Here is a 14,345-nt window from a genome sequence, read left to right on the forward strand (position 1 = left end):
TCACAAACCCACCTTTTCACGCATTTCTTTAAACTCCCTTTAAAGTCAATTTAAAGGGAGTTTTTTTATGCCTTTTCCTATTACCAAAATTGTGATCCACTGTTCTGCCACACAGAACGGTAAACCCTTACGCAATGAAAGGCTAACCGCAGCCCAACGAATTAATCTTTGGCACGCACAGCGTGGTTTTAAGCGTAATCCTATCAACACCAAGCATTTTAACCCGCACTTGCCCCACATCGGCTATCACTTTGTGATTGATACGGACGGCACGATTGAAACAGCTCGTCAAGAGGGTGAGAACGGGGCGCACGTTAAAGGGCATAACGCCCATAGCCTAGGTATTTGCCTTGTAGGTGGTATCAGTATTGATGGTAAAAACTACGGACGCTACACCGCTAAACAATGGTATGCCTTGCATAAGTTACTGAGAGAACTCGAAGCAAAATATCCCGAAGCCCGTATTTGTGGGCATCGTGATTTATCGCCTGATTTGAATGGAGATGGCACGATTACCCCGAATGAGTGGCTAAAAGCCTGCCCGTGTTTTGATGTATGGACGTGGTTGGACGCTGAAGAAATTATTAACGTCGATCATTTGTTTAAGGAGTAATTATGGCATATCGCTACCCTAAACCTCGCTTACCTAAAAATCGTTTCAAAAAACACGGAGGTAAGTAATGAAATATCTATTTAGCTCTGTTTGTATGGGGGCATCAGCCTATTTATTAGGGATAGATAACCCTTGGGGATTTTGTTTTTTGGCTCTGGGTTTAGTTACCGTTTTGATAGCAAGCCTTTTTTGAGTAAGGAGTAAATAACAAGAATGAAACTTAGCGAATTAATTACCAACGACAACGGTCGTCTTAGCACCACCGCCTTTATCCAATTTTTCGGGGCGGTTTTAATGGCGTTCATTTTGGCTTATAGCGTCTATTTAGACCGCTCAAATGTTAGTGAGCTTTTTACGACCTTTGCCCTATTTTGTGGCGGTGGTGTGGCCACCAAAGGCTTTGCCAATGCCCTTAATCGCCGTAAATCTTCACTACCACAAGGAGAAGAACAATGATGTGGCAGATGTATGCCCTTGCGGGGCTAGGTGCAGTGTTTGTGGCTATTTATGCTCGGTTACATTGGCAAGGAAAAAAACTCGCTGAAAAGCAAAAAGAAATCGAAATGGTAAAGGCGGAAGCCCGAGCCGTTGCAGAGGAAATGGAAAATGCAGAAAAAAGCAAACAAATTGAGCAAGCTAATCGTCGTCTCACTGCTCACGGTGTTGATGACCAGTTGCAGTCAAAGGGTTACTTCCGTGAGGATTAGTGGTTGCACAGCCTTTGGGCTGATTTACCCCAACCGTCAAGATACCCTTGAGACCAAACGGCAGGTGTTAAACCATAATTTAGCCTATGAAAAAGTGTGTCAAACAGAGAAAAAACAGTAATGGATTTAGCTGATATTACCCAACAACGTGATGAGCAAGCCTATCAACGCTTTTTCGCTCGTCATAAACCCACAACGGTGGATATTCGTGCCGAACGTTTTTGCGTGGATTGTGGCGAGCTTATCCCAAAACAAAGAGTCATGGCTGTGCCGCATTGTTGTCGTTGTGTGCATTGTCAGACAAAGGCGGAACGAAGATGACAGAGATTTTAGAGGTGATCCAAAAGCATTGGGGCATTATTTTAACTATCTCGGGGCTGATTGCTTCGCTGTTTTGGTTAAAACTAGATAGTCGCTATGCAAAAAAACACGCTCTAACGGAGTTAAGTCAACGCGTTACCGACATTGAAAATGAAATGCGTCATTTGCCCAGTGCCAAAGATGTATCAGATTTACGTATTGCTTTAGTTGAAATGAAAGGTGAAGCTAAGGAGCTTCGAGCAGAAACCAAGATGCTTCGGCATTTGGTAGGATTATTGACAGAAAAAGAGGTAAAGAATGGATAAGTTTAATATTTTTGCCCAAGACCAGCGGCTTGTTATTTTACGCTCGCTGATTGAGGCGGACTACGATGCTAACGAAAGCATTTTGCAAGATTGTTTAAGTTTATATGGGCATGATATTAGCCGAGATAGCCTGCGTAATCACCTAAATTGGCTTGAAGAACAAGGCTTGGTGAGTATTCGCCGACTACTTGATGGCTATATGGTCGCCACCATTACCACTCGCGGCATTGATGTGGCAAAAGGACGCACAAAAGTTGAGGGCGTGAAACGTCCTGCACCACGTATTTAAACCCCATTTAACGCCAATTTAAACCGCACTTAGAGGATGTTTAAATGACAGACAAAATCAAACGTGGGCGTGCGAGTAAAGTGGATTTATTACCGCCGAACATTAAAACCCAGCTCGCTATGATGTTACGAGATAAGCAATACTCGCAAGCGGAAATTTTGGAAGAGATCAATGATTTGATCCGTGATTGTGGATTGCCTGAAACAGCCTTGTTAAGCAAAACAGGGCTTAATCGTTATGCCAGCCGAATGGAAAAAATGGGGGCAAAAATCCGTCAATCTCGCGAAATTGCAGAAATTTGGACGAAGCAATTTGGTGAGGCACCACAGTCTGATATTGGCAAAATGTTGATGGAAATTGTGAAAAACATTGCCTTTGAAACCTCGCTTGGAATGAGTGAGGACGGTACAGCCGACCCGAAATCTATTGCCCTACTCTCTGCGGCAGTACAACGCCTAGAACAAGCGGAAAGTTTAAGTTTTAAACGTGAGCAAGCTATCCGAAAAGAGGTGGCTCAACAAGCAGCCGAAACCGCTGAAAAAGTGGTGATGCAAGCGGGCGTTTCCAAAGCCACCGTAGATCAACTGAAAATGGAAATCTTGGGGATTGCGTAATGACAGCGTTACCTGATTTTATTCTTTTTGACAAAAATGAATTGCTGCTCGGTTATCAAAAACGTTGGATAGCCGATCAAAGTCAATTAAAAATCGCCGAAAAATCACGCCGTACTGGGCTGACATGGGCGGAGGCGGCAGATGATGTGTTGATCGCCAGTCTTGCCAAGTCAGAAGGTGGTTCAGATGTGTTTTATATCGGCTCAAATAAAGAGATGGCACGGGAATTTATTGACGCTTGTGCGATGTGGGCTTCGAAATTTAACCGTGCGGCAGGCGAAATTCAGCAAGAAATTTTTGAAGATGAAGACAAGGATATTCTCACTTATGTGATCTATTTTGCCAGCGGTTACAAAATCAAAGCCCTTTCCTCTAACCCGAAAAATTTACGGGGTATGCAAGGGATTGTGGTGATTGATGAGGCGGCATTCCACGAGCATTTGGCGGAAGTGTTGAAAGCCGCTCTTGCTCTAACAATGTGGGGAGCCAAAGTACGACTCATCTCCACCCATAACGGCGTGAATAATCTGTTTAATCAGCTTATCCAAGATAGCCGTGCAGGGTGTAAGGGCTATTCGATACATACCATTACCCTCGATGACGCTTGTCGTGAGGGGCTTTATCAACGCATTTGCCAAGTGAGCAAACAGACGTGGTCGCCAGAGAAAGAAGCCGAGTGGAAAGCGAAATTATTGCGAGAAACGGCGACCGAAGACGATGCCTTAGAAGAATATTACTGCGTCCCCAAAGCCAGCTCAGGGGCTTACATTCCTCGTCCGTTGGTTGAGCGTGCTTGCGATAAAAGCAAAATCAAAGTGCGGTTTGATTGCGATGCGAAATTTATGCAATGGACGGAAGCGGAACGCATTCTCTTAACGCTAGCCTTTTTGACGACCGAAGTGCAACCGCATTTGGCAGCTTTAAACCCTGATTTGCGGCATTGTTTTGGCGTGGACTTTGCTCGTAGTGGTGACTTAAGCGTGTTTGCGGTGGCGAGTATTCAGCCGAACACGGCTCGTCATATTGAACTCACGCTGGAACTTCGCAACTGCCCTTACAACCAACAACGGCAGATTATGCTCTTTATCCTCAAAGCCTTGCCACGCTTTATTGGGGCGGCATTTGATGCTACTGGTAACGGTGGCTATTTAGCGGAAGCGGCATTGGTGCGTTATGGCTCAACAATGATTGAGGCGGTGCAACTGAACGACAAATGGTATCGGGAGTGGATGCCAAAATACAAAGCATTATACGAAGTAGATTTGATTACCATACCGCAAGATGAAGACATTATTTTAGATCAGGGGCATATTGCCGTGATCAACGGCGTGCCAAAAATTAACCGCACTCGCAGCCAAGACCAAAGCGGCAAACGGCACGGCGATAGTGCGGTCGCCTATTGTATGGCGGTGCGAGCCAGTTATCTGACGGGAGGCGAAATCGACTATATCGCCCTGCCAAGCAAGCACAACGACAAACAGCAACAATCCGAACAGGCATTTTATTATGCGGACAACGCCTTCGATGATTTGCCAAGCCAATATCACTCAGACTGGGAGAACTATTAATGATGATCGTGGATATTCACGGCAACCCATTGCGATTTAATGATGACGTACAAACCGAAAATGATAGTCGGTTGGCAACACTCAAACGCCACTACTCTGAACATCCTGCCAGTGGGCTTTCGCCTGAGCGTGCCGCACAAATTTTACAAAGTGCGGAACAAGGCGACTTAATCGCTCAAAGCGAACTCGGCGAAGATATGGAAGAAAAAGATGCCCATATTCAATCGGAACTCGGCAAACGCCGTTCAGCGGTGCTAACGGTGGATTGGCAAATTCAGCCACCGCCGAACGCCTCCGCCCAAGAACAACGTGATGCGGAAATGTTGGAAGAAATTTTGCGTGATGCGGTTTGGCTTGATGATTGTCTGTTTGACGCAACCGATGCGATTTTAAAGGGCTTTAGTTGTCAAGAAATTGAATGGGAGCCGAATTTAATTGGGGGCTTAAAACTGATCCGCAATGTGCAATGGCGTGATCCAGCGTGGTTTATGACCCCAAGCACACAACGCAACCAACTGCGTCTGCGTGATGGCTCAATCAATGGGGTTGAGCTTCAGCCATTTGGTTGGGTGAAGCATATTGCCAAAGCCAAAACGGGTTATTTATCACGTATTGGTTTAGTGCGAGCCTTAGTTTTTCCTTTTATCTTTAAAAATTATTCCGTGCGTGATTTTGCGGAATTTTTGGAGATTTACGGCTTACCAATGCGACTTGGCAAATACCCCGAAGGGGCAACGCAAAGCGAGAAAACCACCCTACTGCGTGCAGTGATGGGCATTGGGCATAATGCTGGCGGCATTATCCCTCGTGGGATGGAGATCGAATTTCAAAACGCCGCCCAGGGCGACAGCGGCTCCTTTATGGCAATGGTCGAATGGGCAGAAAAATCCATGTCCAAAGCCATTCTAGGCGGCACACTCACCAGCCAAGCCGATGGTGCAACCTCCACAAACGCACTCGGCAATGTGCATAATGACGTACGGTTGGAGCTGCGAAATGCGGATTTAAAACGGCTGCAAGCCACCTTAACCCGTGATTTGGTTTATCCGTTATATGCCCTAAACTGTAAATCTTACAATGATGCACGTCGTATTCCACGCCTTGAATTTGATATTAGCGAAAGCGAAGATATTAATAGCTTTGCTGACGGTTTAAACAAACTCGTGGATATTGGCTTTAAAATTCCGACCCAGTGGGCTCACGAAAAACTGCAAGTGCCGATGGCGGCGGAAAACGAAGCGGTGTTAGAGCGAAAAACGCAGCCAAATATGACCGCACTTTTATCTGCCCAGCCGAGCCAAAAAATGGCAGTGTTAAGTGTGGGGCGAGATCCTGATGATTTGCTTGATGAGCTAGAGCCAACCGCCGAGCAATATCAAGCTATTCTTGACCCGATGCTAAAGCCCGTTGTCGAGGCAATAGAACAAGGCGGCTATGAATTTGCTCAACAGCGAATAGCCACCCTTTACGCCGATTTAGATGATACACAGCTTGAAGAAACGCTGACCCGTGCGATTTTTGTCAGCGATTTATGGGGGCGATTAAATGCCAACCGATAACACCGCACTGGATATGGGCTATATGCTACGCCTTGAGCCAAAATTGGCAGTGGATTACCTGAAAGCCAAAGGCTACAACATCACGTGGAACTGGCAAGAGCAACTGGAAGACGCTCACGCCCGTGCCTTTACCGTTGCCAAAGCAACCAGAGCGGAGATTTTAGAAACGCTCCATCAGGCAACTCTAGATGCCATTGAACAAGGCATACCCGAACGGGAGTTTATCAAAAATCTTGAACCTAAATTGCGTGAATTAGGTTGGTGGGGCAAGCAAGCCATCGTGGACAGTCAAGGTATTGTCGAGCTTTCTGAAATGGGATCGCCACGTCGATTACGAACCATTTTACGCACCAACAAAAGCACCGCTTACCACGCTGGGCGTTATGCCGAGCAAATGGCAAATGCTGATGAGCAACCTTATTGGCAATATGTGGTAGTGCGAGATAGCCGCACTCGAGCTAGCCATCTTGCGTTGCACGGCAAAATTTATCGTTATGACGACCCGATATGGGAGACATTTTACCCTCCGAATGATTGGGGGTGTCGTTGTCGTGTGCGAGCGTTAAGCGAATTTAGGCTAAAGAAACAAGGTTTAACGGTCAGCCAGAGTGATGGCAAGATTGAAACAGATTGGGCGTTAGCAGGCGTAGATAAACGCACCGGTGAAGAAACCCATACTAAAATTAGCCGATTTACAACGGAAAAAGGCACCATCAAAACGGGAGCAGGCTGGAATTACAATGTGGGGAAAGCGGCGGTAGGGAGTGATATTGCCGTCATTCGCAAAGTGCTAGGCTTTCAAAACCGCCAACTACGGCAAGAAACCATTCAGACGATCAATAACAGCCCCGCTCGCCACAAAGCTTTTGAAAGTTGGGTAAAAAGCCATTTAGGTAAACGTGGAGCGGGTGCACGTTATATGACAGCAGGAGTTGTTACTCCTGATGTTGCGGAAGCAGTAACCAAATTTTCTAATGGTGAGAAATATTCTGAGCGTGTTTTAGTAATGACAGAAAAACGATTAGAACACGCTAACAGCGATAAACATCATAAAGGCGGAATTGGTTTATCTGTTGATGAATATGCCAGTATTTCAAGAATTATTGCAAATCCTAGTGTAATTCTTTGGGATACAGAACACCGTAATTTAATCTATTTGGACAAAACACAAACAATAAAAGTTGTTGTGGACGCACCAAATAATGACAAACTGAAACCAAACGAGGGGCTAGACTCAATAATTAATGCGTATCGCATAAGTATTGAAAGTGTGAAAGCAGCAATAAATGGTGGGATATTTAAAATTGTGAAAGGTGAAATAAATTAAGAGCCTTACGAAAAGGCTCTTATTACGAGAAAGCCGGTGGGAGTCGAACCCACATACATAATTTCTTACTGGCTTACCATTAGCCGACACTTTCTCTATCAACATACTCCACGCAACTAAAAGTTGATCCGTCAGTATGCGATTGATTGAAATCTAGCTTGTTTTATAGGAAATGTCAAATGCATTTAGAGTTTAAAGCTGATACCAACGAAATCCAGAAGATGTTCAGCAAGTTAAGTAAGCTGGGCAAAACAGATGGCTTAACCCGAAAAATTGCTAATGTCCTTTGGAAAGATGCCGAAGATGCCTTTGATAATGAATGCTCGCCAGAGGGAGAAAAGTGGGCGACATTGAAAGAGCCGTATAAATCGCAACGTTATAAAAAGGGTTATACGGGTTCAATGTTGCAGGTAACAGGAACATTAGCAGCCAGTTTAACGTTAGATTATGGTGAAAACTTTGCGGTGATTGGAACTCAAGAGTCTTATGGGCAATATCATCAAGCAGGCACAATAAAAATGGCTGCTCGTCCATTTTTAGGGTTAAGTGATGATGGCGTGGAAGAAATTAAAGATATTTTACACCGCACTTTAAAACAAGCGACACAAAGCTAAACATGACCCCAATCAGAAAAACGCCTCAATCGCTTGTCATCGTGTTTTTTTATTTATGGCAACCTTTCATCATCTCAACTTTTTTGAACGCACTGTGAGGGTTTTGAACGGGGTTTGAATGACATCTTAACCTCAACGTTATCTTATTTTGAAAAAATGCGTCAGACGCTCACTGTGGCGTTTAATTTTGTAAGTAATGGAATTTATCCGCTGAAAAAATTTAAACGCACTTAAACGCATTTAAACGCCCTTTAAACGATATGCAACCTCTCTCCCTCATTGTCTTTTCCTCTTTCCCGCAAAAATCCCCCGTTTTAAGGTCTGAAGTTCCACAAACTCACTCTGCTCTCCGCTCGTTGCATTATGCACCTATGAAAACGATAACTTCCCCTTTGGCAGTCTTAACGGCTGCACTTAACCCCAATGCCGATGGTTGGCAGCAACTGTTACCGCGTGGCGAATTTCGCTCAAGGGACGGCAGTCCAACCGATGTGCCGCATTGGTTTATTGATAAAACCATCGCCGAACGCCTTATTGACAAAGTGCGAGGCTTAAATCAGGACGTGTTGATTGATTATGAACACGAAACGATTTTTAAAGCCAAGCGGGGTGAGGGTGCAGGTGCGGTGTTAGCCGCCGGTTGGTTTAATGCCGATGAAATTAAATGGTTTGAAGATGACGAGCGTCAAGGCTTGTTTATCAAACCTCGTTGGACGGAAAAAGCCTACCAGCATATCAAAAATGGGGAGTTTGCGTTTTTAAGTGCCGTTTTTCCTTACGATAAAAACGGTATCCCGTTAGAACTGCGAATGGCAGCACTCACCAACGACCCCGGCGTAACGGGAATGCAACGATTGGCCGTGCTTTCGGCAGTCATTAACCAACAAGAGGACAAACCAATGCCTGAAATTTTGCGAAAACTGTTAGCAAAACTCGGTGTGGATGTGGCGGAGGGAGCAGATGCAACGGATGAGCAACTGCAATCGGCGTTATCCACGTTAGAGAAGCTACAAAGCGATAAAACCGCCGCAGACGAACAAGTGGCGACATTGAGTGCCAAGAGTACCGAAGTGGATTTAAGCAAATATGTGCCTAAAGACGCTTATGACGCCACCGTTACCCAACTTGCCACCCTGTCAGCGAAAGCCTGCGAAACGGAAGTGGACAGTTTGATTGCGACAGCCCGCAATGAGGGGCGGGTGTTAGAAGCGGAAGTGAATTACCTCAAAGGCTTTGGCAAGCAACAAGGGGTGGCAGCGTTATCGGCAATGCTCGCACAACGTCCACAAATTGCGGTGTTAAGTGCCAAACAAACCGATACCACTAACGTGGACAAAGACGGGGAAAAAGAAAAAGGGCTTGCCGTGTTATCGGCAGCAGACAAAGAGGCTGCGAAGTTAGTGGGTATGAGCGAAGCGGACTTTGCAAAACAGAAAGCAGAATTGGAGGAAAGCAATGGCTAATGTCACCCCTGAACTGGTGAAATCGTTATTTACCGCTTTTGGTAAAAATTTCAAAGAGGGCTTAGCGAAAGCCCCCTCGCAATACAGCAAAATTGCCACCGTAGTGAAATCGACCACCGCAGGCAACACTTACGGCTGGTTGGGGCAAATGCCAAAACTCACTGAATGGATTGGCAAACGTACTATCACCGCCATTCAATCGCACGGTTATGCGATTAAAAACAAAAACTGGGCGAATGGGGTGGAGATTTTACGCACGGACATCGAAGACGACAATGTCGGCATTTACAGCCCATTAATCGAAGAATTAGGGCGTGCCGCTGGCGAACACCCTGATGAATTGGTATTTGGGGTGTTAAAAGCAGGCTTTACCACCGAATGCTATGACGGGCAATATTTCTTCGACACCGACCACCCTGTGGGGACGAATGTCGATGGCACAAGCCCTAAATCGGTGAGCAATATTACCGATGACAGCACTTCAACCAGTGTGGATGACAGTTGGTATTTGCTGGATTGTTCTCGTTCGCTTAAGCCGATTATTTTCCAAGAACGTAAAGCCCCAACACCGGCACAGATGACCGATGCCAACGCCCAAAAGGTGTTTGAGGAGAATGTTTACACCTACGGTGTGGATAGTCGCTGTAATGTGGGCTATGGCTTCTGGCAAATGGCTCACGCCGTGAAAGGCAAGCTGACCGCTGAAAACCTGTGGAAAGCGATTGAAGCAATGCGAGCGGTACGAGGCGACGGCGATAAACGTTTGGCGATTAAGCCAACCCATATTGTGGTGCCTCCGCATTTAGCCAAAGCAGCAACCCAGCTTCTAGAGCGTGAATTGCGGGCAGAAAATGGGGCGGTAATTGATAACGAGTTTAAGAAAATGAACTTGGAATTGGTGATTGCCGATTATCTGTAACCGCAAAAGTGCGGTCAAAACGCACCGCACTTTAAATTCTGTTTAAACCCAATTTAAACCAATAGGAAAACGATGCAATGTCAGACATTATTATTGTCAAAAATCGCATTAAAGAAGGCTATCGCCGTGCTGGTCTGGCATTGGCGAAGGGCGATAACCGCTTTGAACAGCACACCCTCACGCAGTCGCAATTGGATGCACTTCACGCGGATCCACGCTTATCCGTGGTATTGGAAACCCGTGAAGGAGGTCATCCAAAAGGGCTATCTGGAAACGGTGAGGATAACAAAACCCAATCGGAAATGGACAATCAGTTGGTTCCAGCCAATTTAACGGTGGAACAACTGAAAACCAAATTGAGCGAATTGGCTATTGAATTTAAAGCCTCAAGCAAGAAAGAGGAACTTGTTGCCTTGCTTGAAGCCGCCTTAGCCAATGGGCGTGGTAAATAAGATGTACGCCACCTTAGACAGTTTGATTAAACGCTATGGGCGGGAAGAAATCACTCAACTTGCTTGCGGTGAAGATCGTGAGCTTGATGTCGCAAAAGCCGAAGAAGCCCTTTTCGATGCGAGTGATACCATCAATAGCTATTTAGGTGGACGCTACACCCTGCCCCTTTCACAGGTGCCTGCTGTGCTTGAACGCCATTGTTGCTATATCGCTCGTTACTTTTTAGAGCGTAATCGTGCCACCGACCAAGCTCGCAAGGACTACGAAGACAGCATACGTTTTTTGGAAAAAGTGGCAGCGGGAACCATCTCACTGGGTATCGCTGAAAACGGGGAGACCGTCGAAAGCGAGAATGTGGCTATCATTGAGTCGGCAGGTTCGGTGTGGGCAAGGGGAAAATCGCGAGGGTTTATTTGATGAGTGTGATTGCCGAAACCTCTAACGCCTTAATCGCCAGAGTGCGTGAGCTTTGTGGTGATTATTTAAAAGAAATTGCCGAGCATCCGGGTCAGTGGGACGAAGCAAGTATTCGCCGCATTGTTCGCAATCCCCCTGCGGTGTATGTGGCATGGCTAGGGCAAGTGCCAAACCCTCGCCCTTATACGGTGACGGCTCGTTGGGGCATTTTTGTAGTATGTGATGTGCTTAATGGTAGGCGTAAAGACAGCGTAGGCATTTATCAAGTGGTTGAAATGCTCACAGCGGGGATTGATAAAAGCCAAATAGAGCCAAGCGGACTGTTTGAATTGCAATCAGTGCAAAATTTATGGTCAGACACGCAAAGTGGTATGGGTGTTGCAGTCTATGGAATGTATTTTAATGCGGTGCAACCGTTGCCTACAGAGTTTGATGATAGCTCACTTGATGACTTTATTACTTATCATCACCAATTTAATCAATCGCAAGATGAAAAATACATTGATGATAAAACCCAACTTACGATTGCTCTACCCAAACAAGGAGAATAGAAATGTTCAAAATTAAACCCTGTAAAGGGCTGATTATTCGTGATCCAGAAACCTTTGAGGTATTAGCGGAAAACGGCGAGGAAAAGCCACGCACCAGTTATTGGCTTAATCATTTAAAAAATGGCGATGTTGAACTCGTCGAAACAAAATCTCGTAGCAGAGGAGAAAAATAATGGCGATTTCTTACAATGAAATTCCTAATGCAATTCGTGTGCCGCTTGCCTACATCGAATTTGATAACACGCAAGCCACATCAGGCACGCCAGCTATTTTGCATAAGGTGTTAATGCTTGGCACTAAATTGGCTTCAGGCTCTGCCGTTGCTGGTCAGGCGGTGCGTGTACTCAATGTGTCGCAAGCAAAACAATTATTCGGGCGTGGTTCGCAACTAGCACGAATGGTTGAGGTATTTAAACAACACAATACTACCCTTGATTTATGGGTATTACCCCTTGATGAAAATAGTGCCGGATCGAAAGCGACAGGTAAAATCAAACTCACTGGCACAGCAACACAAGCAGGTGTGCTAAATGTGATGATCGCGGGGGGGGGTAAACTTTAAACAATCGGTTAATATCGGAGATACTGCCGCAGTATTAGCTAAAAAACTGCAAAAGCTTATTGCATTAAACCAAGATATTGTCGTGAGTGCTGAAGTAGATAGTAGTGCAGAGGATTCGATTAATTTAACTTGCCGCTTTAAAGGTGAGTGTGGAAATGAAATTGATATTCGCACGAACTATTATTCAGGCGAGACTTATCCAGCGGGGATTTCGGCGGAAATCACGAAAATGGCAGGTGGCTCAGTCAATCCTGATATGACAACAGCAATTACAGGATTTGGGGCGGAATGGTGGAACTATCTCATCAGCCATTTACAGACACTGAAAGTTTAAATGCATTGCGTACAGAATTGGTTAAACGCTGGGGACCATTACAACAAATTGACGGAATTTGTTTTATGGCGAAAGGTGGCACACATGCTCAAGTGACTACCTTTGCCGAGCATCGAAATGACCATTTATTTAGCGTAATGGCAACCAATGCGACCCCTCAACCTGCTTATGAATGGGCGACGGCATATTGTGCGGTAGCAGCTAATTCTCTTTCTATCGATCCTGCTCGCCCTGTGCAGACGTTAGTGATGGATTTGCTCCCTCCTACGATGTCGGATCGTTGGGATTTGGCCGCACGCAATACCTTGCTTTATAGTGGGCTAAGCACTTACACCGTGAATGCTAACAGTCAGCCCCAGATTGAAACGGCAATTACGATGTATCGTAAAAACAGTTTTGGTGAGATGGACGAAAGCTATTTGTATATTGAGACCATTGCGACATTAAGTTATCTCCGCTATGCCATTCGCAATCGTATTACCAGTAAGTTCCCTCGCTATAAATTGGCTGATGATGGCATTCGTGTTGCACTAGGTCAAAAAGTGGTAACCCCAAATGTGATCCGTAATGAGCTTTTAGCTCTTTTTACGGAACTGGAATATGTGGCATTAGTGGAAAATTTTGAAGCGTTTAAGAAAACACTTATTGTTGAACGTGATCAAAATAACCGTTGTCGTCTAAATGTGTTATCCGGTGAGGATTTGGTTAATCAATTCCGCATCTATGCACATGCTATTCAATATCGTTTATAGGAGTAAAAGATATGAAATATCACGGCATTGCTCGTATCCGTGTCAATGGTGCGGAATACCCTACAGGTGAAGACGCTACGCTTGATGTGGGTGGATTTACCCGCGAAACCGTTAAAGGTGCGAGAGTTTACGGCTATAGAAACCCCAACAGAAGCGACGGTAGAGTGCAAAATGTTTAACAAGGCTCAGATTGATGTGTTAGAAATTAAAAGCTGGACAAATGCGACAGTGGAATTTGAAACCGACGTAGGGCAAACCTATTTACTCGCCAATGCGTGGGTGGTTGATGCAGTAACCCTTTCTAGCAAAGGCGAGATTGCGGTGAAATTCGCTGCAGTGGAATGTAAACGAGCTTGAGGAAATCAATATGGAATTTAGCTTAAAACATGGCTTAATGTTTGGTGATGAGCCTCAATTAGACGTGGAAACCCGAGATTTAAACACTGGCGATCTCATTGAGGCTGAATGTGCAGCAGAACGTTTGCTAATGGATGGACAAGGCAACCCTGTTCTTGTGGTCAGTTCGGTGTTGTTTAATTACGAACTTGTTCGTCGCCAAATTAAACGCGTAGGCAAGATTAATGGACCACTCTCGTTAAAACAATTGGGCAGTTTGCATCGTGAAGATTTAGACATCATTAATGCGATGCTATCCGCACAAGAAATTGCAAAATCAACACAGGCGTTAGATCAGCGGGGGCGCTTGGAAGCAACAGATAAGGACATTTGAGAAAGCTTGTCTGTTGCTTGCGAAACATTATCAATGCACCCCAGAGTGGGTGCTTTCTCAACCTATTCTTACTCTGCCCCGTTTAATTAGTTATATCAACACCGATTAGAGGCTTTTATGGCAACCAACTCTACGTCATTTTATATCAATTTAGCGGGTAATATTTCGCAACAGGCTAACCGCTTTGGACGAGATGTCTCACAATTTTCCAACCAATCTACCGCCAGTTTAGCCAAGCTCTCATCAA

General features: G+C 45.2%; 18 protein-coding genes, 1 tRNA gene and 2 pseudogenes. 20 read left to right on the forward strand and 1 reads right to left on the reverse strand.

Features of this window, described 5'->3' with window-relative positions; genetic code table 11:
* Positions 1-67: 67 nt before the first annotated feature.
* The 10 genes from DXZ23_RS00695 (at position 68) to DXZ23_RS00740 (ending at position 7,303) form a co-directional block, all read left to right on the forward strand.
* Positions 68-613, forward strand: a complete 546-nt coding sequence (locus DXZ23_RS00695) for an N-acetylmuramoyl-L-alanine amidase (RefSeq protein ID WP_017806864.1) — start codon at positions 68-70, stop codon at positions 611-613.
* Positions 614-826: 213 nt separating this feature from the next.
* A complete protein-coding gene (locus DXZ23_RS00700; RefSeq protein WP_017806865.1) occupies positions 827-1,069 on the forward strand; it encodes a DUF2644 domain-containing protein in 243 nt (80 codons plus the stop codon).
* Positions 1,066-1,320 (forward strand): DUF2681 domain-containing protein, encoded by a 255-nt coding sequence (locus DXZ23_RS00705; protein WP_017806866.1) that lies wholly within the window; start codon positions 1,066-1,068, stop codon positions 1,318-1,320. The genes DXZ23_RS00700 and DXZ23_RS00705 overlap by 4 nt, the downstream gene beginning before the upstream one ends.
* A gap of 96 nt (positions 1,321-1,416) precedes the next feature.
* Positions 1,417-1,641, forward strand: a complete 225-nt coding sequence (locus DXZ23_RS00710; RefSeq protein WP_021724264.1) for a TraR/DksA C4-type zinc finger protein — start codon at positions 1,417-1,419, stop codon at positions 1,639-1,641.
* A complete protein-coding gene (locus tag DXZ23_RS00715) occupies positions 1,638-1,946 on the forward strand; it encodes a DUF2730 family protein (protein WP_017806869.1) in 309 nt (102 codons plus the stop codon). Before DXZ23_RS00710 ends, DXZ23_RS00715 begins: the two co-directional genes overlap by 4 nt.
* Positions 1,939-2,235: a VpaChn25_0724 family phage protein gene (locus DXZ23_RS00720; protein ID WP_017806870.1), complete on the forward strand. Its 297-nt coding sequence runs from the start codon at positions 1,939-1,941 to the stop codon at positions 2,233-2,235. Before DXZ23_RS00715 ends, DXZ23_RS00720 begins: the two co-directional genes overlap by 8 nt.
* A gap of 44 nt (positions 2,236-2,279) precedes the next feature.
* A complete protein-coding gene (locus DXZ23_RS00725) occupies positions 2,280-2,849 on the forward strand; it encodes a DUF3486 family protein (RefSeq protein WP_017806871.1) in 570 nt (189 codons plus the stop codon).
* Positions 2,849-4,417, forward strand: a complete 1,569-nt coding sequence (locus tag DXZ23_RS00730; protein ID WP_017806872.1) for a terminase large subunit domain-containing protein — start codon at positions 2,849-2,851, stop codon at positions 4,415-4,417. Before DXZ23_RS00725 ends, DXZ23_RS00730 begins: the two co-directional genes overlap by 1 nt.
* Positions 4,417-5,976: a DUF935 domain-containing protein gene (locus DXZ23_RS00735; protein WP_017806873.1), complete on the forward strand. Its 1,560-nt coding sequence runs from the start codon at positions 4,417-4,419 to the stop codon at positions 5,974-5,976. Before DXZ23_RS00730 ends, DXZ23_RS00735 begins: the two co-directional genes overlap by 1 nt.
* Positions 5,963-7,303, forward strand: a complete 1,341-nt coding sequence (locus tag DXZ23_RS00740) for a phage head morphogenesis protein (RefSeq protein WP_017806874.1) — start codon at positions 5,963-5,965, stop codon at positions 7,301-7,303. Before DXZ23_RS00735 ends, DXZ23_RS00740 begins: the two co-directional genes overlap by 14 nt.
* Positions 7,304-7,330: 27 nt before the next feature.
* Here DXZ23_RS00740 and DXZ23_RS15305 read toward each other — a convergent pair.
* Positions 7,331-7,397 (reverse strand) — tRNA-OTHER (locus DXZ23_RS15305).
* Positions 7,398-7,482: 85 nt separating this feature from the next.
* On the opposite strand from DXZ23_RS15305, the gene DXZ23_RS00745 reads away from it, so the two are divergent.
* The 10 genes and pseudogenes from DXZ23_RS00745 (at position 7,483) to DXZ23_RS00790 (ending at position 14,098) form a co-directional block, all read left to right on the forward strand.
* Positions 7,483-7,917, forward strand: a complete 435-nt coding sequence (locus tag DXZ23_RS00745; RefSeq protein WP_017806875.1) for a phage virion morphogenesis protein — start codon at positions 7,483-7,485, stop codon at positions 7,915-7,917.
* 371 nt (positions 7,918-8,288) lie between these two features.
* On the forward strand, positions 8,289-9,380 hold the full coding sequence (locus DXZ23_RS00750) for a phage protease (protein ID WP_035695735.1): 1,092 nt from the start codon (positions 8,289-8,291) through the stop codon (positions 9,378-9,380).
* Positions 9,373-10,299, forward strand: a complete 927-nt coding sequence (locus DXZ23_RS00755) for a Mu-like prophage major head subunit gpT family protein (protein ID WP_017806876.1) — start codon at positions 9,373-9,375, stop codon at positions 10,297-10,299. Before DXZ23_RS00750 ends, DXZ23_RS00755 begins: the two co-directional genes overlap by 8 nt.
* A 77-nt stretch (positions 10,300-10,376) precedes the next feature.
* Positions 10,377-10,751 (forward strand): HI1506-related protein, encoded by a 375-nt coding sequence (locus tag DXZ23_RS00760; protein WP_017806877.1) that lies wholly within the window; start codon positions 10,377-10,379, stop codon positions 10,749-10,751.
* On the forward strand, positions 10,735-11,169 hold the full coding sequence (locus DXZ23_RS00765; RefSeq protein WP_017806878.1) for a gp436 family protein: 435 nt from the start codon (positions 10,735-10,737) through the stop codon (positions 11,167-11,169). The genes DXZ23_RS00760 and DXZ23_RS00765 overlap by 17 nt, the downstream gene beginning before the upstream one ends.
* A complete protein-coding gene (locus DXZ23_RS00770) occupies positions 11,169-11,720 on the forward strand; it encodes a DUF1834 family protein (RefSeq protein ID WP_017806879.1) in 552 nt (183 codons plus the stop codon). Before DXZ23_RS00765 ends, DXZ23_RS00770 begins: the two co-directional genes overlap by 1 nt.
* Positions 11,717-11,893 (forward strand): DUF2635 domain-containing protein, encoded by a 177-nt coding sequence (locus tag DXZ23_RS00775; protein WP_103846605.1) that lies wholly within the window; start codon positions 11,717-11,719, stop codon positions 11,891-11,893. Before DXZ23_RS00770 ends, DXZ23_RS00775 begins: the two co-directional genes overlap by 4 nt.
* Positions 11,893-13,368 (forward strand): annotated as a pseudogene (locus DXZ23_RS16090) (phage tail sheath subtilisin-like domain-containing protein). Before DXZ23_RS00775 ends, DXZ23_RS16090 begins: the two are co-directional and overlap by 1 nt.
* Before the next feature lie 11 nt (positions 13,369-13,379).
* Positions 13,380-13,725 (forward strand): annotated as a pseudogene (locus tag DXZ23_RS00785) (phage tail tube protein).
* A 10-nt stretch (positions 13,726-13,735) separates the two neighbouring features.
* Positions 13,736-14,098 carry a phage tail assembly protein gene (locus DXZ23_RS00790; protein WP_017806881.1) on the forward strand — a complete coding sequence of 121 codons (363 nt, stop codon included), beginning with the start codon at positions 13,736-13,738 and terminating at the stop codon, positions 14,096-14,098.
* The last annotated feature ends 247 nt before the right edge of the window (positions 14,099-14,345 follow it).

Origin of the sequence: Avibacterium paragallinarum, from assembly GCF_900450705.1 — a bacterium.
GTDB classification, from domain to species: Bacteria; Pseudomonadota; Gammaproteobacteria; order Enterobacterales; family Pasteurellaceae; genus Avibacterium; species Avibacterium paragallinarum.

Coding starts and splice junctions, on each gene's coding strand:
- DXZ23_RS00695 (WP_017806864.1), top strand. CDS start 68: ATGCCTTTTCCTATTACCAAAATTGTGATCCACTGTTCTGCCACACAG.
- DXZ23_RS00700 (WP_017806865.1), top strand. CDS start 827: ATGAAACTTAGCGAATTAATTACCAACGACAACGGTCGTCTTAGCACC.
- DXZ23_RS00705 (WP_017806866.1), top strand. CDS start 1,066: ATGATGTGGCAGATGTATGCCCTTGCGGGGCTAGGTGCAGTGTTTGTG.
- DXZ23_RS00715 (WP_017806869.1), top strand. CDS start 1,638: ATGACAGAGATTTTAGAGGTGATCCAAAAGCATTGGGGCATTATTTTA.
- DXZ23_RS00720 (WP_017806870.1), top strand. CDS start 1,939: ATGGATAAGTTTAATATTTTTGCCCAAGACCAGCGGCTTGTTATTTTA.
- DXZ23_RS00725 (WP_017806871.1), top strand. CDS start 2,280: ATGACAGACAAAATCAAACGTGGGCGTGCGAGTAAAGTGGATTTATTA.
- DXZ23_RS00730 (WP_017806872.1), top strand. CDS start 2,849: ATGACAGCGTTACCTGATTTTATTCTTTTTGACAAAAATGAATTGCTG.
- DXZ23_RS00735 (WP_017806873.1), top strand. CDS start 4,417: ATGATGATCGTGGATATTCACGGCAACCCATTGCGATTTAATGATGAC.
- DXZ23_RS00740 (WP_017806874.1), top strand. CDS start 5,963: ATGCCAACCGATAACACCGCACTGGATATGGGCTATATGCTACGCCTT.
- DXZ23_RS00745 (WP_017806875.1), top strand. CDS start 7,483: ATGCATTTAGAGTTTAAAGCTGATACCAACGAAATCCAGAAGATGTTC.
- DXZ23_RS00750 (WP_035695735.1), top strand. CDS start 8,289: ATGAAAACGATAACTTCCCCTTTGGCAGTCTTAACGGCTGCACTTAAC.
- DXZ23_RS00755 (WP_017806876.1), top strand. CDS start 9,373: ATGGCTAATGTCACCCCTGAACTGGTGAAATCGTTATTTACCGCTTTT.
- DXZ23_RS00760 (WP_017806877.1), top strand. CDS start 10,377: ATGTCAGACATTATTATTGTCAAAAATCGCATTAAAGAAGGCTATCGC.
- DXZ23_RS00765 (WP_017806878.1), top strand. CDS start 10,735: ATGGGCGTGGTAAATAAGATGTACGCCACCTTAGACAGTTTGATTAAA.
- DXZ23_RS00770 (WP_017806879.1), top strand. CDS start 11,169: ATGAGTGTGATTGCCGAAACCTCTAACGCCTTAATCGCCAGAGTGCGT.
- DXZ23_RS00790 (WP_017806881.1), top strand. CDS start 13,736: ATGGAATTTAGCTTAAAACATGGCTTAATGTTTGGTGATGAGCCTCAA.